General features: G+C 62.6%; 17 protein-coding genes. 10 read left to right on the top strand and 7 right to left on the bottom strand.

The annotated features are described in order from the left end of the window. Positions 1 to 76: 76 nt before the first annotated feature. Complete coding sequence (locus V1279_RS19470; protein WP_334446477.1) at positions 77 to 1,453, top strand: SagB/ThcOx family dehydrogenase; 1,377 nt, start codon at positions 77 to 79, stop codon at positions 1,451 to 1,453. Between the two features lie 137 nt (positions 1,454 to 1,590). On the opposite strand, the gene V1279_RS19465 is transcribed toward V1279_RS19470, so the two are convergent. Then, on the bottom strand, positions 1,591 to 2,022 hold the full coding sequence (locus tag V1279_RS19465) for a hypothetical protein (RefSeq protein WP_334438990.1): 432 nt from the start codon (positions 2,020 to 2,022) through the stop codon (positions 1,591 to 1,593). 483 nt (positions 2,023 to 2,505) lie between these two features. On the opposite strand from V1279_RS19465, the gene V1279_RS19460 reads away from it, so the two are divergent. Next, complete coding sequence (locus tag V1279_RS19460) at positions 2,506 to 6,012, top strand: indolepyruvate ferredoxin oxidoreductase family protein (protein ID WP_334438988.1); 3,507 nt, start codon at positions 2,506 to 2,508, stop codon at positions 6,010 to 6,012. A gap of 250 nt (positions 6,013 to 6,262) precedes the next feature. Here V1279_RS19460 and V1279_RS19455 read toward each other — a convergent pair whose 3' ends face one another. From V1279_RS19455 to V1279_RS19440, 4 genes are all read right to left on the bottom strand, one after another. Next, positions 6,263 to 6,484 (bottom strand): hypothetical protein, encoded by a 222-nt coding sequence (locus V1279_RS19455; protein ID WP_334446475.1) that lies wholly within the window; start codon positions 6,482 to 6,484, stop codon positions 6,263 to 6,265. Continuing rightward, entirely contained in the window at positions 6,405 to 7,289 is an 885-nt protein-coding gene (locus tag V1279_RS19450; RefSeq protein ID WP_334438986.1) for a D-alanine--D-alanine ligase, read from the bottom strand. Before V1279_RS19450 ends, V1279_RS19455 begins: the two co-directional genes overlap by 80 nt. After that, a complete protein-coding gene (locus tag V1279_RS19445; protein ID WP_334438984.1) occupies positions 7,286 to 8,269 on the bottom strand; it encodes a putative zinc-binding metallopeptidase in 984 nt (327 codons plus the stop codon). Before V1279_RS19445 ends, V1279_RS19450 begins: the two co-directional genes overlap by 4 nt. A 290-nt stretch (positions 8,270 to 8,559) precedes the next feature. Next, on the bottom strand, positions 8,560 to 9,171 hold the full coding sequence (locus V1279_RS19440; protein ID WP_334438982.1) for a hypothetical protein: 612 nt from the start codon (positions 9,169 to 9,171) through the stop codon (positions 8,560 to 8,562). 1,021 nt (positions 9,172 to 10,192) lie between these two features. Here V1279_RS19440 and V1279_RS19435 point away from each other — a divergent pair. From V1279_RS19435 to V1279_RS19405, 7 genes are all read left to right on the top strand, one after another. After that, the gene (locus V1279_RS19435; RefSeq protein ID WP_334438980.1) at positions 10,193 to 11,341 is read left to right on the top strand and encodes a thiolase domain-containing protein; all 1,149 of its coding nucleotides are present in this window, start codon (positions 10,193 to 10,195) and stop codon (positions 11,339 to 11,341) included. Next, entirely contained in the window at positions 11,341 to 11,730 is a 390-nt protein-coding gene (locus tag V1279_RS19430; RefSeq protein WP_334438978.1) for a Zn-ribbon domain-containing OB-fold protein, read from the top strand. The genes V1279_RS19435 and V1279_RS19430 overlap by 1 nt, the downstream gene beginning before the upstream one ends. Positions 11,731 to 11,866: 136 nt before the next feature. Continuing rightward, on the top strand, positions 11,867 to 12,727 hold the full coding sequence (locus tag V1279_RS19425; RefSeq protein ID WP_334438976.1) for a MaoC/PaaZ C-terminal domain-containing protein: 861 nt from the start codon (positions 11,867 to 11,869) through the stop codon (positions 12,725 to 12,727). A 181-nt stretch (positions 12,728 to 12,908) separates the two neighbouring features. Then, complete coding sequence (locus V1279_RS19420) at positions 12,909 to 13,790, top strand: SDR family oxidoreductase (protein WP_334438974.1); 882 nt, start codon at positions 12,909 to 12,911, stop codon at positions 13,788 to 13,790. A gap of 83 nt (positions 13,791 to 13,873) precedes the next feature. Continuing rightward, the gene (locus V1279_RS19415; RefSeq protein WP_334438973.1) at positions 13,874 to 14,830 is read left to right on the top strand and encodes a dihydrodipicolinate synthase family protein; all 957 of its coding nucleotides are present in this window, start codon (positions 13,874 to 13,876) and stop codon (positions 14,828 to 14,830) included. A gap of 4 nt (positions 14,831 to 14,834) precedes the next feature. Then, positions 14,835 to 15,632 carry an NUDIX hydrolase gene (locus tag V1279_RS19410; RefSeq protein ID WP_334438972.1) on the top strand — a complete coding sequence of 266 codons (798 nt, stop codon included), beginning with the start codon at positions 14,835 to 14,837 and terminating at the stop codon, positions 15,630 to 15,632. Between the two features lie 181 nt (positions 15,633 to 15,813). After that, a complete protein-coding gene (locus tag V1279_RS19405; RefSeq protein ID WP_334438970.1) occupies positions 15,814 to 18,492 on the top strand; it encodes a PAS domain S-box protein in 2,679 nt (892 codons plus the stop codon). A gap of 76 nt (positions 18,493 to 18,568) precedes the next feature. Here the strand turns inward: V1279_RS19405 and V1279_RS19400 are convergent, their stop codons facing one another. Continuing rightward, the gene (locus tag V1279_RS19400; RefSeq protein ID WP_025590730.1) at positions 18,569 to 18,919 is read right to left on the bottom strand and encodes a GrlR family regulatory protein; all 351 of its coding nucleotides are present in this window, start codon (positions 18,917 to 18,919) and stop codon (positions 18,569 to 18,571) included. Positions 18,920 to 19,156: 237 nt separating this feature from the next. Between V1279_RS19400 and V1279_RS19395 the strand changes: the two genes are divergently transcribed. After that, positions 19,157 to 19,606 (top strand): hypothetical protein, encoded by a 450-nt coding sequence (locus V1279_RS19395; protein ID WP_334438968.1) that lies wholly within the window; start codon positions 19,157 to 19,159, stop codon positions 19,604 to 19,606. 49 nt (positions 19,607 to 19,655) lie between these two features. On the opposite strand, the gene V1279_RS19390 is transcribed toward V1279_RS19395, so the two are convergent. Then, the gene (locus V1279_RS19390; protein ID WP_334438967.1) at positions 19,656 to 20,051 is read right to left on the bottom strand and encodes a VOC family protein; all 396 of its coding nucleotides are present in this window, start codon (positions 20,049 to 20,051) and stop codon (positions 19,656 to 19,658) included. Between the last annotated feature and the right edge of the window lie 173 nt (positions 20,052 to 20,224).

Genomic DNA, 20,224 nt, shown 5'->3' with positions numbered 1-20,224 from the left:
CGCTGCCCGGAAAATGCCGACCAGGAAGATCGCGCCAGTCATCGCCGCCCGATTGAACGGTCATTTCTCCTTTCAGATGGAGGCGGACGGAAGCATCGCCGCCTCCGTGGACGGCTATCTTGTCAATCTGGGACACCTCAGCCCGGCCGCGATGGACCGCGCGCGAAATCTGACCGACGGCCTGCCGCTCGCGTCCTTTGCCGGCAAGAGCGCCATCGCGAGGGAGGTCGATGTCCTGGCGCATCGACTGGCGCGGCACGGGCTTCTCGAATATCGCCTGTCCTTTCCGCGTGACGAGCAGGACATCGTGGTCATCGAACCCCAGGTCCCCGAATACTGGCCGCAACGCGCAAAGCTCGGCGAGAGTGACACCATCGTGCTGTCGCGCTTTGCCTATCTGCGCCGGCGTGGCAACGAAATGGTGCTGGAATCGCCGCGCGCCGGGGCGCTGTTTCGAATTCGCGATCCCGCCATTGCCGCCACCCTCGCTGCGCTCTCGCGGCCTCACAAGATCAGCAGGCTTCGCCGCCACGCGGCCTCTTTCAACCTCGATCTGCTCGAACTGCTGCTGGATAGCCAGTTCCTGCTCAAGCTCAATGCGAAAAGCGGCGACGGCCTTCGGGTGAATGAAGGCGACGGCAATCTCGTTCTCTGGGATTTCCACGATTTCGTGTTTCACACGCGGAGCACCGAGGGCCGACAGGCCAATCCGGTTGGCAGCACCTTCGCCTATGCAAGCGTCGTTTCACCGCTGCCCGCGGTGCGTCCGCCTTGGCCCGGCAAGAAGATCGACCTGCGCAAATTCTTCACCTCGAATCCAATCTCGCCCTTCGCAAAGCTGTTGCGCGAACGCCATTCAGTCCGAGATTTCGATGACGAGCATCCGGTCACGCTCGCCGAACTGGCGCAGTTTCTAGATGGCGCTGCCAGAGTCCTATCGGAATGGAATAGCGGCGCGAATTTCGAAGGCAATCCTGAGATCACCTACAGCACAAGGCCCTATCCATCGGCCGGCAGCGCGTACGAACTGGAATTGTATCTGGCGGTCTCGAATTGCGAAGGGCTTGAACGCGGATTTTACCACTACGACGCGGGCGGCCACGCGTTGGTAGTGATCGGGGTCTCCGCACAGCAACTCCAGGCGCTTTCGGCGGCAGCCGAGTTTGCCATGGACGCACCCGGTCCGCCGCAGGTCCTGATCACGATCGCCGCGCGTTTTGGGCGGATCTCCTGGAAATACAGCTCAATCGCGTACTCGCTGATCCTGAAGGATGTCGGCAGCATGATCCAGACGTTCTACCTGGCGGCGACCGATATGGGCCTTGGTGGCTGTGCGATCGGCACCAGCAACATCGATCTGTTTGCAAAAATGACGGGGCTCGAATTCCATGTAGAGGGTCCGGTCGGTCAATTCGCGCTCGGACGCGGCAAGAAGCCGGAGGCCCCACGCTAGAGCGCGATATTTCTCGAAAGGCGGCAGAAGCCGGAGCCTCGATGCGAATTTTGCTGCGTACTAATGAGTCCACGCCTAGAGCATAAAAAAAGCAGCGGGCCGGTTGGCCCGCTGCGCGTCGTTTCGGATGATGACCGTTACTGCTTGCTGGCCGGCGCGTTGTCGGCTGGCGGTGTGGTCGCCTTGTTCATGTCCGTGCTCGAATCAGCCGGAGCCGCCGGGCGGTTGGTCGCGGCACCCGTGGTGGTGCCGGGCTGGCTGCGGGGCGTCACGTCACGCATGCCCGGAGGCGCGGAAGGGTTGGCCGGCTGCGTCTGTGCCGTCTGGTTGTCCGGCGAGGTGCCTGCCTGGTTTACGGTCGTGTTGTTGAGGCCATAGAACAGCGCGCCCAGCACCACCGCGATGGCGACGGCGAACATGGCGACCTTGGCGCCGCTGGGAGAACCCTCGCCGAGGCTGGGATCGGCTTGCAACTCATTGTCCAGACTGTTGAGGCGGGCCTGGTGGCGGATTTCTTCATCGCTCAGGCCAGGCCGGTAGGGATCGTTCGGATTGGGTTGGTATGCCATAAATGGGTTCCTCCGTTAGCATCCCAGAGTAGGTGGCAAGACAATGGTTGGCGCGACCGGATGTTCCGCGCCAATGCTGCAACCCCGCAATGTTGGAACCGGTGATTCCCCCCGGTTCCGGTCGGCTCGGTTCTCAGCTCAGGCTTGGACTGGGCATGGCCATCGGCGACGGCGAGCGGCGAGAATCGTCCGCATCGTCCGGTGTGGTCCCTGCACCATCTGACCTCCCGGGGCGATATAGCGCGAAAGCGGACAGAGCAGGGATGTCATGCCGTTTCGCGGCGAGGCTCCCGGACGACACAAACCGAAACGCGGCCCCGTTACTCCCGGCACGAAATTGCGATCTTTGGATGCGCGGCTCTATGGCCGAGATTTGTGGTGCGTCGGCTGGAAAATCCGACATAGACTGGTTCTAACAAGTTCAGGTGCCTACATAAAAAGCATCGTCGATCAAGGCTCACGCCGACGGCAAAGAGGGCTGTAATGGGAATCAACCAGGGTCCGATCAGTCTCGATCAGAAATACACCCAAGGCACCGGCCACATCTTCCTGACCGGGATCCAGGCACTGGTCCGCCTGCCGATGGCGCAGATCCGCCGCGACCGCGCCGCGGGGCTGAACACCGCAGGCTTCATTTCCGGCTACCGCGGCTCGCCGCTCGGCGGCTACGACCAGCAGCTTTTCGCTGCGCGAAAACACCTCGAACAATACAACATCAAGTTCCAGCCCGGCGTGAACGAGGATCTCGCGGCGACCGCGATCTGGGGCTCTCAGCAGCTCAACCTGTCGCCCGGCGCCAAATATGATGGCGCGGTCGGCATCTGGTACGGCAAGGGCCCCGGCGTCGACCGCTGCGGCGACGTATTCCGGCACGGCAATACGGCGGGCTCGGCCAAAAATGGCGGCGTGCTCTGTCTCGCCGGTGACGACCACGGCGCAAAGTCCTCGACCGTTCCCCATCAGTCGGACCACGCCTTCATCTCCGCGCTGATGCCTTACCTCTATCCCTCCAGCATCCATGAAATCATCGAGATGGGCCTGCTGGGTATCGCGATGTCGCGCTACTCCGGCTGCTGGGTCGGCATGAAGGTGATCACCGAGACGGTGGAAACCACCGCCGAGATCGACCTCACCGACGAGATGACCCCGTTCGCGATCCCGACCGATTTCGAGATGCCGCCCGGCGGCCTCAATTTGCGCTGGCCCGACGATCGCTATGCGCAAGACCTGCGCCTGCAGGACTACAAGGGCTATGCGGCGATCGCGTTCGCCCGCGCCAACAAGATCAATCGCATCACCATGGATTCGCCGAATGCCCGTTACGGCATCATGGCGTCAGGCAAGAGCTACGAGGACATCCGTCAGGCGCTGCGCGAGTTGGGGATTAGGGAGGAAGTTGCCGCCAAGATCGGGCTTCGGCTTTACAAGATAGGCATGCCCTGGCCGCTGGAGCCGGAAGGCGTGCGCAATTTCGCCATTGGGCTTGAAGAAATCTTCATCGTCGAGGAACGCCGCGAGATCGTCGAAAATCAAGTGAAGCAGGAGCTGTTCAACTGGCGCGACGACGTGCGTCCGCGCATCGTCGGCAAGATGGACGATCACGACAAGCGCTTCCTGACCTTCGCCGCCGAGCTTTCCGTCGCCTCGCTGGCAAGCTCGCTGACCGAGCGATTGCTTCGACTTAATCTCAACCCCGAAATCGCCGCGATGCTCCGCGCCAAGGCCGACTGGTTCAACGGCCGTCAGGCGACCCAGATGCAGGCGGTCGCACCCGTCACCCGCACGCCGTATTTTTGCTCGGGCTGCCCGCACAATACCTCGACCAAGGTGCCGGAAGGCAGCCGCGCCTTTGCCGGCATCGGCTGTCACTTCATGGCGCTGTGGATGGACCGCTCGACCGAGACCTACACCCATATGGGAGGCGAGGGCGTGCCGTGGGTCGGCGTTGCACCCTTCACCAAGGAAGAGCATGTGTTCGCCAATCTCGGCGACGGCACCTATTTCCATTCCGGCAGTCTCGCGATCCGCCAGGCGATCGCCTCCGGCGCCAACATCACCTATAAGCTCCTCTATAACGATGCGACCGCGATGACCGGCGGCCAGCATGTCGATGGCGAATTGTCGCCGCAGCAGATCACCTTCCAGCTTCATTCGGAAGGCATCCGCAATATCTATCTCGTCTCGGAAAACCCCGACGCCTATCCGGCGTCCGAGATCGCGCCTGATGTGAAGACCGCGCATCGCGACGAACTCGACGCTGTCCAGAGGACGTGCCGTACGCTGAAAGGCACCTCGGCGATTGTCTTCGTGCAGACCTGCGCCGCCGAAAAGCGCCGCCGCCGCAAGCGTGGCCTGATGGAAGACCCGGCGCGCCGCGTCATGATCAATCCAGCCGTTTGCGAAGGCTGCGGCGATTGCTCGGTGCAGTCGAACTGCATTTCGGTGGAGCCGCTGGAAACCGAGATGGGCCGCAAGCGCACCATCAATCAGTCGACCTGCAACAAGGACTATTCCTGCCTCAAGGGTTTTTGCCCGTCCTTCGTCACCATCGACGGCGGCAAGCCGCGCCGCCGCGCGCCGGCAAGTCTTGATGGTACAGGTCTTGGTGACATCGGCGATCTTCCCGAGCCGGCCTCGTTCCCCTCGCTGGAGCGGCCCTACAACATCGCGGTCGGCGGCGTCGGCGGCACCGGCGTGCTCACCATCGGTGCGCTGCTCGGCATGGCCGCGCATATCGAGGGCAAGGCCAGTATGATCCTCGACATGTCCGGCCTTGCGCAAAAAGGTGGTGCGGTGCTCAGCCATGTCCGGCTTTCCGAGCATACCGCTGACGTCACCTGTTCGCGCATCGTCACCGGCACCGCCGATCTCGTGATGGCGGCAGACGAGGTGGTTGCCGCCGCCAAGGACACCATCACGCTTTGCGAGGCCAGCCGCACCGTCGGCGTCATCAACACCCACGTCATTCCGACCGCCGACTTCATCCTCAACCGCGACTTCAATTTCCAGAGCCGCAAGGTCAACCACGTGCTGGAAACCGAGCTGCGCAAGGATTCGTCGTTCTACGATTTTACCAAGCCCGCCGAAGCGCTGCTCGGCGATTCCATCGCCACCAACATCATGATGCTGGGCTACGCCTATCAGAAGGGCCTGCTGCCGCTGTCGGCGAAGGCTATACTGCAGGCGATCGAGGTCAACGGCGTCTCGATCAAGATGAACACGCAGGCCTTCCAGCTCGGCCGTCTCGCCGCTGCCGATCCGGCGCGGCTTGACGCCATGATGAAGGGCCAGGACGAGACGGTCGCGCTCAAGACGCTGGATGCGATGTCGCTGGATGAGATCATCGCCCACCGCAGCGCGCACCTCGCCGAATATCAGAATGCCGCGCTCGCCGAGCGCTATCGGGGTCTCGTGAAGCGCGTGCGCGATGCGGCCACCGATGGCGGCTATGGCGACGCGTTACCGCGGGCGGTCGCGATCAACTACGCAAAACTGCTCGCCTACAAGGACGAGTACGAAGTCGCACGGCTGTTCACCGACGGCCGCTTCGAAAAGCAGCTCCGCGACCAGTTCGAAGGCGACTTCAAGTTCAACTTCAACCTGGCGCCGCCTATTCTCGGCGGCGGCCTCGATGCGCTCGGCCGCCCGAAGAAGCGCGCGTTCGGCGCCTGGATGTTACAGGTGTTCCGGACACTGGCGAAGTTGCGCTTCCTGCGCGGCACGCCGTTCGACATCTTCGGCTACAGTGCGGATCGCAAGCTCGAACGCGACCTGATCGCAGGCTATGAAAAGGACGTCGCCACCGTGCTCGGCCTGCTGTCCCCGGTCACCCACGACACCGCGGTCGAAATTCTCTCGCTGCCCGACCGCATCCGCGGCTACGGCCTGGTGAAGGAGAAGGCAGTGCAGGACGCCAAGGCGCGCTACACGCAACTCGCCGCCGACCTCGTCAACCCGCCGCCCGCGCCGCGGCAACTCGCGGCGGAGTAGGCGACCCTCGTGGTGAGGAGGCGCGAAGCGCCGGCTCCGGACGATGCTTCGCATCGCCGGGAGAATCACGAGGCCCCCGATCTCGCCCGCTGCCATCCTTCGAGACGACCGCTTCGCGGTCTCCTCAGGATGAGGTCGGTGGGTGTGGTGCTTAGAGTAGGTTAGGTTAGGTTAACGCGTAGGGTGGGCCGAGGCGCGCTTGCGCCGTGCCTACCGTTTCGCATGGGAATCTCTTTTCCGCATACCCGTCTCAGCCTACGGATGCGCCGGCGTATGTCCGGCTTATTCCGAGCGCCAGAATGCGATGCAAGAGGCCCGGGTAATCAAGTCCGTCATGCCGGGCCGCTGTAGCGAACTCTTGGCTCTTCGCGATTTCGGGATTGGGGTTCGCTTCAATGAAATACAGGGTGCCGTCGGCAGAGAGGCGAAAGTCGATGCGCGCGTATCCATCGAGCCCCAGTGTTCGGTAGATGCGTTTCGCTGTTCGCTGAATGCGAGCGTGTGCCTCCGGCGCCAAGGTTCTTGGCCGGCCCATCTACAATTCCCACGCGCTCCTGGTAACCGGGATCGTGTTTGACCTTCTCGGTGGCTATGGCCTGGCCGCCCATGGTGCCGAATTTCAATTCCCAAACCGGCAACACTCGCAACCGATTGTTGCCGAGCACCCCGACATAAAGCTCACGTCCCTCGATATATTGCTCGGCGATTGCGGCGGTTCCGATCCGCTCGTGGACGAAGGCGACGCGCTCTGCGAGCTTCTCGTCCGTATCGACGACGGATGCCTGCGAGATACCCCGGGATCCATCCTCGTTCAGGCTCTTGACGATCAACGGCAGCGCAAGACGCGCTGGACGTTTGACCTTTCGGCGCATCGGGAATACGGCGAAGGCCGGCACCGCGATCCGGCGATGGTGCACCAATGTCTTGGACAGATCCTTGCCGCGCGCCAAGATCAGACCGCGCGGGTTACACCCGGTATACGGGATCTGCATCAGTTCGAGATAGCTTGCGACGTGCTGGTCATACGTGGGCTCGTTGTGAAACTGCTCCAGCAACGTGAATACCACATGCGGCTTGAAACTTTCGATCTCCTCGCGCACCGGCTTGATTTCCTCCTGCGCACCGAGCGGGCGAACATCATGGCCGGCCGCACGCAAGGTGCTCACGACGTCGTATTCTGTTTTCCATTCGTTGATTTGCCGCGCAGTGTATCCATCGGTGGAGTCCGGGGGCACGAAGTCCGGATGCATGAGCACCAGAACGCGCAGGCGTCTCATAGCGCGATCCATTTTCGCCGCGAGGGACCGAACAGCGCGTGCATGGTCTTGGCGGTCAACAGGACGGTGAAGTCAGTAACAAGCTTCCGATCGGAGCCGACAGCGCGCAGATTGAGTTCTCGGCAGCGGGAGATCATGTCGTCAAGTACAGCATCAAGCGTAAGTTGGTTCTCGCCCGTCCACCGCGCGACCAGCTGCCTGAAGTGGGCGCGGTGCCGCCTGATGAATGTAGAAGCCGGCTGCCCCCGGCGATGCCGTGGATCGGCGGAAAAGAGCCGGGAGAGGTCGCGGTCGTAAGTCTTCGGTGGCCTGAAGGCGTAGAACGCCTGCTTCTTTTTATAGTGGTCGCCGAGTGTCTGGCTGAGTTCATGCAGCGGATCGACACGCTCCCGCGTCGTGACTAGCGGCCGCTTCCCGGCGATTTCCTCCATCAGTTCGTCGACATATTCGAGCTTCTTCAGCGCTGGCCAGCCGGCATAGCGCGTCCGCCAGTTCGAACGCGGCCGCAGCCACACCGCGAAGGTTTCAGCGAAATCCTCGTCCGGATGGCTCTGCGCGTACCAGAGCCGAAGATGCTGGACATATTGCCGGCTGGCTGGATTCGGCCGGTAGTAGCGCGGGTAGTGTTTTGAGGACCGGCCGAACAGCTGCTGCCAACGCCGGCGGCGCTGCAGCTGATAGCCGTGCTGGATGGCATGGCCTGCCTCATGGCGGAGGATGGCCATGCATTCGGACCAGGTGCCGCCCTCGACGTCGAGCATCATTTTCTTCTCGATCTTTATCAGGCGGGGATGGGTGAGATAGAATGGGATGGCAATGCCGGGCACATCTGCCGGACTAAACCATTCGCTCGATATCCATGTATGTGGCCGCAGCCGGATGCCCCGCTCTTCGAGCTCTTCATAAAGAGTGCTGATACAATCCTCGAGCCAAGTGCCTTCGACCGCAACCCTCAGACTACTGAGGCGTTGCTGGAGCAACTGCTCATCCGATAGCTTTTCCCAAGCATATTTCCGGCGGGGCATAGGCATCTAGAAGTCATAACAACTCGGTACTCAGATGGTGTCATAGGATGCTGCTGACAACAACCGCCGAGTCTCCGCGGCGCGTCGTTGTTCAGCGACCCACGTCGGCTTTGGTCATCCGCGTCGGTTTGACCGTACACCGACTACTTCCGCTCTACCCCTATAAACAGACATCGTTACCGTGTGCCGGCAAGTCTCAAGGGTGCCAACAGCAGGCCCCGCCCGATTTTTTGTGGACTTGCCGCTTAGTTCGGCATCCCGGGGAAAGACCAGATGGGCGCGTCCCAAATCGTCGTCCATCCGTCCTTGACGCCGCTGTGCGGCGTGAATTCAACGCGAACGACCACGAAGCTTCCGGTCCCGCGATCTAGTCGATAGATGTGGCGGAGCCCCGCAGGCGAAGTGTCCGAGCCCCTTTGAGCCTGAAAGACTTTGGCTTCCTTTTCCCATGTGATCACACCCGGCCTAGCTGTTGTACCAAAGCCGTCCGGGTGCGCGATAATCGGGAATTCCACCGGCGTTGGCCTCAGCACATTCGAAACGTCGAACACCTGATGTGAGCCAACGATGGAGGCGCAGAACAGGATAGCAAGACGGCGGCCTTCCGGGCGTATGAAACGAGCGGGTCTCTCTTTGATGTCATCTTGGTAGCGGCAGCCTGATTGTTCAGCCGCAAGGGCAAGGGTGCTGGGCACCAAAGCGGGGTCCGAAACTTCAAACTCGGTTCGTCCATTGGCTAGCGTGCCCCACTCGCGACGCGTCTCCGTGCGATCCTGTGCAAGCACCGCTGCGGCCGAGTTGAATAGCAACATCCCGGCGACGACAACTCGGAAAAGAATGGAAGGGATCGAGCGCATACTTGTTCTCTTTCAGAGGGGCCACAGTCGCAACTTACCTAGTCCGTCTTATGATTTCCGCTACGGGTCATTCGCGCCGATCTTGATATGTCCGCATCATGTCCGATCACGGGGTAATCTCGGAAATGCTGTTGTTCGGTCTGTCCCATTGAAGGCCTCGCCCATGCTCTCGCCCGTCGCCCGGTCGGACAGTCAGTAAGCGTTTCGGCTGCGCGACAGCGCGACCCGCTAATCCAAACCCATGAAAAGCGCTGCGCGCAAAAACGAATTTCACCAGCCATTTCAACGTGATTTGGGTCGTCCAGATTGCGCGGCAAAAATATTCCGCTTCCCATTTCCCCCAAATCAGCTCCATCTTCGCGCCATCCCGCCTCATCGAAGAGGGGCGTACGCGTCGTCACGATACGTGGAGTGCGGGTTGCGGTGGACGCGAGGCGCCCGCGCGCGCGAGGCATTGCAGGGCGGCCTCAAGCTTGTCTTGGGGCTGTGAGCGATCGATCCGCGCAGGACGAGCGGCGCAGTTCGCGTACGGCAAAAGCGTGTGGTTCTGGCACCCGTGGCTGGTGTCAAGCTGGCGGAGGTTGATCGAATCCAACCGGGTTCGATCGGTCGTCAATCCGGCAGCGACGGAGGCAAGAGGAATTCGTCTCCGGGAAGAGCGCGCCATAAGCCGTCAAACCATTGCGCAGGGAAGGCCGGATGCTCTCCGCTGGACCTGTATGCTCGTGTGCGCACTTCTTTGTGCACATTGCACACGAGACCGCGGGTGCAGCGCGCACCCGGTCTTCCCTGCGCCCTCTCATCCCCGAGGGAGCAAACGACCAGGCACAACTCGGGCGCGTCGCGCCGCGAGAACGCGCTGGCATATCCGCGGCTGCGGCCTGATACGATTTCCACTGATAATCATCCCGAGTTGAGTCTAGTCGCTACCGTCTCGCCCTGCGGAATATTTCGGCGCTTGCCAAGGGGGCAGCGACAGGCCAGAAAAAACTTGGAAGAAGAAACGCCAACGGAGAACGATTTGACCATCAAGGGCAAAGCCTACATTGCCGGGATCTACGAACATCCCACCCGGCACGCACCCGACAAATCAACTGCGCAGTTGCACGCCGAGGTCGCCAAGGGTGCGATCGAAGATGCGGGGCTCACCAAAGCCGACATCGACGGCTATTTCTGCGCCGGCGACGCCCCCGGCGGCCTCTGGCCGATGGTCGATTATCTCGGATTGAAGGTGCGCCACGTCGATTCCACCGAAACGGGTGGCTGTTCCTATTTGATCCATCTCGGCCACGCCGCAGAGGCGATCGCCGCGGGCAAATGCTCGATCGCGCTGGTCACGCTCGCCGGCAAGCCGCGCACCGGGGTGATGCCGCCGCGCGCCGCTGGCGCAGAGGCCGATTTCGAGGCCGCCTATGGCGCCACCACCCACAATGCCTACGGCATGTGTGCCATGCGCCATATGCACGACTACGGCACCACAAGCGAACAGCTCGCCTGGATCAAGGTCGCGGCTTCCCATCACGCCCAGCACAACCCGCACGCGATGCTGAAGGAAGTTGTTACCGTCGAGGACGTCATCAACTCGCCGATGATCTCGGACCCGCTGCACCGGATGGATTGCTGCGTCGTCACCGACGGCGGCGGCGCGATGATCGTGACCACGCCGGAAATTGCCAAGAGCCTGAAGAAGCCGCTGGTGCGGTTGATCGGCCATGGCGAGGCGATGAAGGGTCCGCGCGGCGGCAAGGATCTCGATCTCACTTATTCGGCCGGCGTCCGGTCCGGCCCGCGCGCCTTCGAGGAAGCGGGCATCACGCCAAAGGACATCAAATACGCCTCGATCTATGACAGCTTCACCATCACCGTGTTGATGCAGCTCGAAGACCTCGGCTTCTGCAAGAAGGGCGAGGGCGGCAAGTTCGTCTCCGACGGCAATCTGATTTCCGGCGTCGGCAAGCTGCCGTTCAACACCGATGGCGGCGGCCTCTGCAGCAACCACCCGGTCAACCGCGGCGGCATGACCAAAATCCTCGAGGCTGTCCGCCAATTGCGCGGCGAAGCGCATCCGAAGGTGCAGGTGCCGAATTGCGACCTCGCAATCGCCCATGGCACCGGCGGTCTTCTCGGCGTGCGTCACGCCGCCTCAACCTGCATTCTGGAGCGCGTGTGATGGCTGAAGCGAAAAAATATCCGGCGCCGGTGACCAATCCTGAGACCGCGCAGTTCTGGGAAGCGGCCAAGGCCGGCAAGTTCATGATCAAGCGCTGCACCGCCTGCGGCGAGCCGCATTATTTCCCGCGCTCGATCTGCCCGTTCTGCTTCTCCGACAAGACGGAGTGGGAGGAAGCTTCCGGCGAGGCCACGATCTACACTTACAGCCTGATGCGCAAATCGCCGACCGGTCCTTATGCGATCGCGTATGTCACGCTGAAGGAAGGACCGTCGCTGCAGACCAACATCGTCGATTGCGATCTAACGAGCCTGAAGATCGGCCAGAAGGTGAAGGTAGTGTTCAAGCCAACCGATGGCGCGCCATTGCCGTTCTTCACGGCGGCCTGACGGAATTGCCCGCGCTGCGCGCCAAACAACAGGTCGTCATCCCCGCGAAGGCGGGGATCCAGTAAACGCCGGTGGTTACTGGACCCCCGCCTTCGCGGGGGTGACGACAACAAAAGAATTGGGAGAGAGTTCAAGCATGCCGATCAATTACGAACAGCTCATGGCCCTGAAAAATCTCGGCCAGAAATACGCCTATACCGACCGCGAGGTGATGCTCTACGCCTACGGGATCGGCTTGGGCGCTGACCCCATGGACGAGAACGAACTCGCCTACGTCAACGAAGGCACCTTGACCCCGCGTCCCCTCAAGGTCGTGCCAACCTTCGCCTCGGTGGCGGCCTGGGGCTCAAGCCCCGGCGAGATGAATCTCAATCGCGTGATGGTGGTCGACGGCGAGCGCGACATCACCTTCCACAAGCCGCTGCCGAGCGCGGCCAAGATCACCGCTGACTCGACCGTGCTCGACGTCTTCGACAAGGGCAAGGACAAGGGCGCGGTGATCCGCCACCAGACCGTGCTGAAGGACGAGAACGGCGAGAAGCTCGCCACACTGGTTGCCTCGCGTTTTGCCCGCGGCGACGGCGGCTTCGGCGGACCGTCCGAAGGCCAGCCCGAACCGCATCAGGTGCCGAGCCGTGCACCCGATAAGATCGTCGACATCACGACGCGGCCGGACCAGGCGCTGGTCTATCGCCTCTGCGGCGACCGCAACCCGCTGCACTCCGATCCGGAGTTTGCGAAGAAGGCCGGCTTTCCGCGGCCGATCCTGCACGGCATGTGCACCTACGGCATCACCTGCCGCGGCGTGCTGCAGACCTATGCCGACTACGATCCATCCGCCTTCAAGCAGCACGTCGCGCGCTTTTCCTCGCCGGTCTTTCCCGGCGAGACCGTGACGATTGAATTGTGGAAGGACGGCAACGTCGTCTCGTTCGAAGCCAAGGTAAAGTCGCGGGGCGTCACCGTGATCAAGAGCGGCAAGACGGTGCTGGGTTAGATCTCGTGCCCCGGACGCAGCGCAGCACGTTCGGGATCGCGCTTCGCGCGACTCCGGTGATGCGCTGCAGAGCCGGGGCCCATTGGCCGGGTGGTGCTGGGTCCCGGCTCTGCGAAGCAGCGTTTCACGCTGCATCGCGTCCGGGACACGAAAGCGAGAAGATGTAAGGGAGAGAAACACCATGGGATTACTCGACGGCAAGGTCGCGATCATCACCGGTGCGGGCGGCGGGCTTGGTGAGGCCTACGCAAAGCTGTTCGCGCGCGAGGGCGCGGCGGTCGTGGTCAACGACCTCGGCGGACCGCGCGACGGTTCCGGCGCCGACGTTTCGATGGCGCAGAAGGTCGTCAATGCGATCAAGGAGGAGGGCGGCCGGGCCGTCGCCAACGGTTCCGACATCTCGACCATGTCAGGCGGACAATCCGTGTTCGACGACGCCATCAAGAATTTCGGCCGCGCCGACATCCTGGTGAACAATGCCGGCATCCTGCTGGACGAGACTTTTGCCAAGGCCAAGGAGGCCAACTGGGACAGGGTAATCAAGGTGCATCTCAAAGGCACCTTCTGCTGCACCCAGCCGGTGTTCAAATGGATGCGCGAGAACGGCGGCGGCGTCATCGTCAACACGTCCTCGACCTCGGGCCTGATCGGTAATTTCGGCCAGACCAATTATGGCGCCGCCAAGGGCGGTATCTGGGGACTGTCGAACGTGCTGGCGATCGAGGGCCGCAAATACAACATCCGGATCTGGACGCTGGCCCCGGGCGCGCTGACCCGCATGACCGCCGACCTGCCGCGCTATAAAGAGAACCCCGGAGCTGCGCTGGGCCCGGACGGCATCGCGCCGGCCGTGCTATACATGGTCAGCGACCTGTCGGGCGACCAGACCGGCAAGGTGCTCGGCGTCTCCGGCCCGCGCGGCGTCCGCGAGATGAGGATGATGGAAATGGAAGGCTGGACGCCGCCGTTTACGGGGTGGAAGGCCGAGGATATCGTGACCCACGCCAAGGAAATCTTCTTCTCCGAGGAAGATATCAAGAAGTCGGCGCGGCGATTCAAGTGAATGTCAGGCCGGGGGCGATGCGTAGCAGCGAACCCCAATGCGCAATTGCGCATTGTGGAATGACGAAGAGATCAGAGGCACTCATGACAAAGCTTACTGCCCAGGCCGCAGGCACTTTTGCGATCGCGCCAACCCCGTTCCACGATGACGGCCGCATCGACGAGAAATCCATCGACCGCCTGACCGACTTCTACGCCGAAGTCGGCTGCGATGGTGTCACCGTGCTCGGCATTTTGGGCGAGGCGCCGAAGCTCGACGCCGCGGAAGCGGAGCAGGTGGCGGTTCGCTTCGTCAAGCGCGCCAAGACCATGCAGATCATCGTCGGCGTCTCGGCGCCCGGCTTTGCCTCTATGCGGTCGCTGGCGAAAACGTCGATGGACGCAGGCGCCGCCGGCGTGATGATCGCGCCGCCGCCGCACCTGCGCACCGACGACCAGATCACGGGCTATTTCAAGCAGGCGCAGGAAGCGATCGGCGACGAGATTCCCTGGGTGCTGCAGGATTATCCGCTGACGCTCAATGTCATCTTCACGCCCGCCGTGATCCGCAAGATCGTGATGGACTCGCCATCCTGCGTGATGCTCAAGCACGAGGACTGGCCGGGTCTGGAGAAGATTTCCACGCTGCGCGGCTATCAGAAAGACGGCTCGCTGCGGCCACTGTCCATTCTGGTCGGCAATGGCGGACTGTTCCTCGATTTCGAAATGGAGCGCGGCGCCGACGGTGCCATGACCGGTTACGCTTTCCCCGAACTGCTGATCGACGTCGTCAAGCTGTCGAAAGCCGGCAAGCGCGACGCCGCGCACGATTTGTTCGACGCGCATCTGCCGCTGATCCGTTACGAGCAGCAGCCCGGCGCTGGCCTGTCGGTCCGCAAATACGTGCTGCAGAAGCGCGGCATCATTTCGTCCAGCGCGCAACGCAAGCCCGGCGCGACCATCACGGCGACCGCAAAGGCCGAAGTCGATTATCTGTTGTCGCGGGTGGCGCGCGTCGACCGCCGCGCCAATCTGCAACCGCAATCCAGCGCGGCAGGTTAGTCCAATGGCAGAAGCCGCCCCGCGTCCTGCATCCACCATCCTGCTGCTGCGCGACAGCGCGGAGCTCAAGGAAATCGAGGTATTCATGATGGTTCGCCATTATGAAATCGATTTCAATTCCGGCGCGCTGGTGTTTCCCGGCGGCAGCGTCGACAAGGGCGACAAGGAGATCATCGCGACGCCGGAGCTCTATTCGGGCGGCGAGGGGCTCGACGAAGCCACGCTCAGCTTCCGCATCGCCGCGATCCGCGAGACCTTCGAGGAAAGCGGCATCCTTTTGGCGCGGCCGAAGGGCTCGCGGGCGCTGGTCGATGCCAAACGCGCCAGCGAGATCGAGGCTATCAATCGCGCGGATCTCTGCGACGGCAAGATCAGCTTCCTCAAGGTGCTAACCGATAACGGCATGGTGCTGGCGCTCGACGAACTCGTGCCCTATGCGCACTGGATCACGCCGGAGGGCATGCCCAAGCGGTTCGACACCTGGTTTTTCCTCGCCGCCGCGCCGCCGGAACAGGTCGGCGCCCATGACGGCAAAGAGTCCACCGACTCGATCTGGGTCTCGCCGCGCGAGGCGCTGGAGGGCGGCGAGAGCGGGCGCTTCAAGCTACCGTTCCCCACCACGCGCAACCTGATCAAGCTCGGCAAGCAGCAAAGCGTGAAGGCGGCGCTCGATGACTCCAGCGGCAAATCCGTCGTCACCGTGACGCCGGTGATGACCAAAAACAATGGTGGCCGCCAGCTCCGCATTCCCCTCGAAGCTGGCTATGACGGCGAGGTGTTCGAGATCGGCTCGGTCGGTTAAGGCACCCAAACGGCGCCACGGGCGGTCTGGCAGGAGTCCGGAAGGGCAGGGTTAATGGCCATTCTTCCCGCCGGTGCGGCCGCGCCGCGCCCGGATGGGCGAATCCGGCTGATTTCAGCATGTTCCCCACGGCCCGAAATACATCGTATATTGCGACCGATAGGAGCCCGGCCCGACCCACATGACCGCTGAAACGCCGATTTCGCCGCCGCCGCGATCGTTCTCGCTTTCGATCGGCCAACTGACATTCGGCAGTTTCATGCTGGTGCTGGCGGTGATCATCATCACCTCGACCGCCAGCGTCATCGCCATCCGCCACATCGATTCGACCTTTGCCGAGTTGCAGCGGCTGCAGAGCGTCGGCGACCTCGCCGAGGACATCGACCGCCGCATGAACGAATTGCGGCTCGCAGCGCGGGATTTTGTCACCGAACCCGGCAGCCAGTCGCTTCAGGTCGGCGAGGCCGCGACTACGCTCAGCGAGGTCCTGAAGAAGACGCGGCTGGAACTCGCTCCCGAGCAGCAGGACATGATCGACGGCGTATCCGAGCGCCTGTCGACCTACCGCAGCGGCATCGAGCGCATTTCCGCACTGATCAACCGCCGTGCCGAAATGATCGTCGCGTTGCCGCCTTTGCGCGAAAAATTCGATACCGCGATCGCCGAAGTGTCTGATCCTCAGATAGCGATGGCCCTGTTGCAGACCCAGAGCCGCATCGCCTCGGCGCTGCTGGCGCATAATCCCTCGGCTGCAGAACAGGCCGCGGAAAGCATGCGTTCGATGACGATCGCGGATCCGAACCTGCGCGCGGTAGTCGACGATTATGCGCTGGCGATCGTCAACATATCAGTCCGCGAACGGCAGATATCCGACATCGACAGGGAAGTGCTTGGCGCGGAGGGCCGCCTGATCCAGCGCGTGACGGAATTGCTGCGCGACGTCAGCGAGCGGCGGGGGCGCGTTCTCTCCCGTGATTTTGCGCGGACGCTGACCGAGGCGAAGTGGCAGAGCATCGTGCTCGGCACCGCCGGCGTGCTGATCGGGCTTTTTGCTTCGCTGCTGGTGGTTCGCCGCACCGTGCGTCCGCTTGCCGCGATCGCAAACTCGATTCGTGCGGTGGCCGGCGGCGAGAAGAATACCTCGATCCCGGCGACCGATGTGGACAACGAGATCGGCGACATTGCCCGCGCCGCCGAAGTATTCCGGCAAACCCTGGTCGATGCCGACTCCGCGCGCGAGGCGGCAGTGCGCGCGCTCGCCGAACAGCGGCTTGCCGAGGAAAGTTACCGCAAGCTGTTCGAATCCTCGGTCGACGGAATTTACGTCACGACGCCCGGCGGGGCTTTGCTCAACGCCAACCCGGCGCTGGCGCGGATGATGGGCTATGCCACGCCGCAGGATCTGATCAACGGCATCGGCGACATCGCGGACACGATCTATGTCCATCCCGAGGCGCGGGCGGAATACGAGCGGCTGATGCAGCGCGACGGCATGGTTCGTGAATATGAGTACCAGGTTCGCACGCGCAACGGCTCGGTGCTCTGGCTCTCCGACAGCGCGAGCGCCGTGCACAACGAGGCCGGCGTCATCGTCCGCTACGAGGGGACGGTGCGCGACATTACCGACCAGAAGCGGGCCGAGGATGCGATCGCCGAAGGCCGCCGCCTGCTGCAAATGGTGATCGACACCGTGCCTGCGGTCATCAACGTCAAGGACAAACAGCTGCGCTATGTCCTGATGAACCGCTATATGGCCGGCATTTTCGGGGTCGAGCCCGGGGATGCGATCGGCCGCACCACTGCAGATCTGATGTCGCGCTACGGCGCCGAAAAGACCGACGAGCCCGACAAGCGGGTGCTGGCGGTCGGCAAGGAACTCGGCTTCTACGAGGAGGAATACAAGGATGTGTCCGGCCACATGCGGCAATGGCTGGTCAACAAGCTGCCGATCCTGGATGCGGCCGGCGAGATCGAGAACATCGTGACCGTTGCGCTCGATATCGGCGAGCGCAAGCGCGTCGAATTCGAGATGCGCAAGGCCAAGGACGCGGCGGAGGGGGCGCTGCGGAACTTGCGCGAGACGCAGAATTCGCTGATCGAGGCGGAAAAACTCGCTGCGTTGGGCCGGCTGGTGGCCGGCGTGGCCCACGAGGTCAACAACCCCGTCGGCATCAGCCTGACGGTGGCGTCGGCGCTGGAGCGCAAGACGTCGAACTTTGCAGCCGAGGTCGCTCGCGGTGGGCTGAGGCGCTCCAGCCTGAACGATTTTCTCGAGACCAGCCGGGACGCATCGTCGCAGCTCGTCGCCAACCTCAACCGCGCCGCCGAACTGATCCAGTCGTTCAAGCAGGTCGCCGCCGACCGTAATTATTCGGACCAGCGCTCTTTCGACCTCGGCGATCTCACCGAGCAGGTGGTGATGAGCCTGCGGCCCGGCTTGCGCAAACACAATCTGACGCTCAATGTCGAGTGCCAGCCCAATCTGATCATGAACAGTTATCCCGGGCCCTACGGGCAGGTGCTCACCAACCTATTCCTCAATTCGGTGGCGCATGCGTTCCCGGACGGCAAGCCCGGCACGGTCGATATCCAGGTGCGGGAGTCCGGCAAGGACAATGTCGAGATCATCTTTTCGGATAACGGCATTGGCATGAGCCTCGACGTCCGTCGCCGCGCGTTCGACCCGTTTTTCACCACGCGGCGTGATCAGGGCGGCACCGGTCTCGGCCTGCACATCGTCTATAGCATTGTGACGACACGCTTGGGCGGCCGGCTTGATCTCGATTCGCAGCCGGGTGGCGGCACGCGAATCCAGATGATCCTGCCGCGCACAGCGCCGCTGGAGCAGGCGGCGGAGTAGGCGACGCGGGTCGTCTGCAGGCGGTCAACCCTGCAAGAGCGCGTGTATCCAGCCGGCCCCGTGCCGACCCGTCGCGCTAATTGATATCCGCCAGCTTGTGCAGGGTGGCGCCGAAGATCTGGCTCGCTTTGCCGACGAGCGCGGTTCCATTCATGCTGCCGCGGGTGTCGGTGAAGGTTCCGGACACGCCGATGCCGACCGGGTTAGGCCCGCCGAACAGCGGATTGTCATTGTCGCGCGGGGTGGTGTGGCGCTGCACCAGGACCTCGCCTTTGAAGGTATCGCCCTTCACGGTGTAGCTGCCGGTATAAAACAGATAGGCGTCGCCGCCGAGAATCTGGCCGTCCCGGAACAGAATGACGCCGCTGCCCTTGCCGATGCGCCCATCCAGCAGGGTGACGTGGATCGAATAGAGCCCGTTTTTCATGACGTCCCAGATGGCCCGGCCGCCGCGCCCGCGGAAGCCGGTCAAGGAGTTATGCCAAAGCGCGGCATGCACCGTCAACGCGTCAGGTTGGCTGCCAATTCCCGTACAGGAAGCAAATCCGAAACGTGCCACTCCGACGTGACGCGAGGATGACTCGCGGTGATCGACTCAAGTTGGCCCGCGAAATGCATAGCTCGGTTTGGCACCGGCCGGCGGGTGCTGGAGCAAGAGAAACAGGTGACCAACTGGATGAATTCCGGCGGCCACGTGCCGCGCCCATACGCAGAGAATAGCAGCCTCGAAACCACGGGCCGTCATCGCGCGGGCCGCTGGAAAATACCGTTGATGATCGGCGGCGTGTTGCTGATGTTGCCGCTGGCCGCCGATCCCGGCAAGGCCCGCGATCCCGACGGCCGCTATGCCAACTCGCCGCTGAAGCAGTGGTTCGACAGTCTCAGAAGCGGCAAGGGACCATGCTGTTCCGACGCAGACGGCAGCGCCGTCAGCGACGTGGATTGGGAATCGAAAAGCGGGCACTACCGCGTTCGCATCGACGGCGAGTGGCACGACGTGCCCGAGGATGCCGTCATCACCGAACCGAACCGGGTCGGGCGAACCATGGTCTGGCCGATCCGCGGCTATCAGGGATTGAGCATCCGCTGCTTCATGCCGGGCAGCATGACGTGAGCTACGCCAGCGCCGGCCGCACCGATCGTCATACTCCGCGAAAGTGGAGTCATGCATATTTCTGGTCGCGCTCGAGCAACTCGATCGAAATGCCTTGCGGCCCGCGGATGAAGCAGATGCGCACGCCGGGCCGGATCGTGGTCGGCTCCTTCGTAAACTCGACGCCCTTGGCCTTGATCTCGGCGGCGACCGCGTCGATGTCTTTCACGGTCAGACCGAAATGGTCGAGACCCTGATAGGGTGTCACCGGCGGGGTGTTGACGCCGTCGCCGGCGGTGACGGGCGCGATGAATATGTTGGCGCCGCCGAGCTTGACGTCGATCCGCCCCGGGCCACGGATGATCTCGCCGCCCAGGATGTCTTCCAGCCACGCCGCGGTCGCCTCGGGATCGGGGCTGCGCAAGTGGACGTGGTCCCAGGTAACTGCCCAATCAACGGTCGGCATCTCGGTCTCCCCATTATTCTTGTTGCGGCTTTCAACGCCGGCGTGTGATGCGGCGGCCAATGTAGCCGCCAAGCCTCCACAACTCCATCCTCCACGCCTTGCGCCGCCGCCGCAATATTGTCGAGGTGGCATGAAACCATTTCTATTCTGGGTGATTGTTGACGGGCGGCGGG

The sequence above is a fragment of the Bradyrhizobium sp. AZCC 1610 genome, from assembly GCF_036924515.1.
Taxonomy (GTDB): domain Bacteria; phylum Pseudomonadota; class Alphaproteobacteria; order Rhizobiales; family Xanthobacteraceae; genus Bradyrhizobium.
The sequence above is the reverse complement of the archived record's forward strand: the minus strand, read 5'-3'. Positions and strand labels throughout refer to the sequence as shown.

Excerpts from the sequence above, each read along its gene's own strand:
- V1279_RS19470 (WP_334446477.1), top strand. The coding sequence starts at position 77 with ATGGAGGCGGACGGAAGCATCGCCGCCTCCGTGGACGGCTATCTTGTC.
- V1279_RS19465 (WP_334438990.1), bottom strand. The coding sequence starts at position 2,022 with ATGGCATACCAACCCAATCCGAACGATCCCTACCGGCCTGGCCTGAGC.
- V1279_RS19460 (WP_334438988.1), top strand. The coding sequence starts at position 2,506 with ATGGGAATCAACCAGGGTCCGATCAGTCTCGATCAGAAATACACCCAA.
- V1279_RS19450 (WP_334438986.1), bottom strand. The coding sequence starts at position 7,289 with ATGAGACGCCTGCGCGTTCTGGTGCTCATGCATCCGGACTTCGTGCCC.
- V1279_RS19440 (WP_334438982.1), bottom strand. The coding sequence starts at position 9,171 with ATGCGCTCGATCCCTTCCATTCTTTTCCGAGTTGTCGTCGCCGGGATG.
- V1279_RS19430 (WP_334438978.1), top strand. The coding sequence starts at position 11,341 with ATGGCTGAAGCGAAAAAATATCCGGCGCCGGTGACCAATCCTGAGACC.
- V1279_RS19425 (WP_334438976.1), top strand. The coding sequence starts at position 11,867 with ATGCCGATCAATTACGAACAGCTCATGGCCCTGAAAAATCTCGGCCAG.
- V1279_RS19420 (WP_334438974.1), top strand. The coding sequence starts at position 12,909 with ATGGGATTACTCGACGGCAAGGTCGCGATCATCACCGGTGCGGGCGGC.
- V1279_RS19415 (WP_334438973.1), top strand. The coding sequence starts at position 13,874 with ATGACAAAGCTTACTGCCCAGGCCGCAGGCACTTTTGCGATCGCGCCA.
- V1279_RS19410 (WP_334438972.1), top strand. The coding sequence starts at position 14,835 with ATGGCAGAAGCCGCCCCGCGTCCTGCATCCACCATCCTGCTGCTGCGC.
- V1279_RS19405 (WP_334438970.1), top strand. The coding sequence starts at position 15,814 with ATGACCGCTGAAACGCCGATTTCGCCGCCGCCGCGATCGTTCTCGCTT.
- V1279_RS19400 (WP_025590730.1), bottom strand. The coding sequence starts at position 18,919 with ATGAAAAACGGGCTCTATTCGATCCACGTCACCCTGCTGGATGGGCGC.
- V1279_RS19390 (WP_334438967.1), bottom strand. The coding sequence starts at position 20,051 with ATGCCGACCGTTGATTGGGCAGTTACCTGGGACCACGTCCACTTGCGC.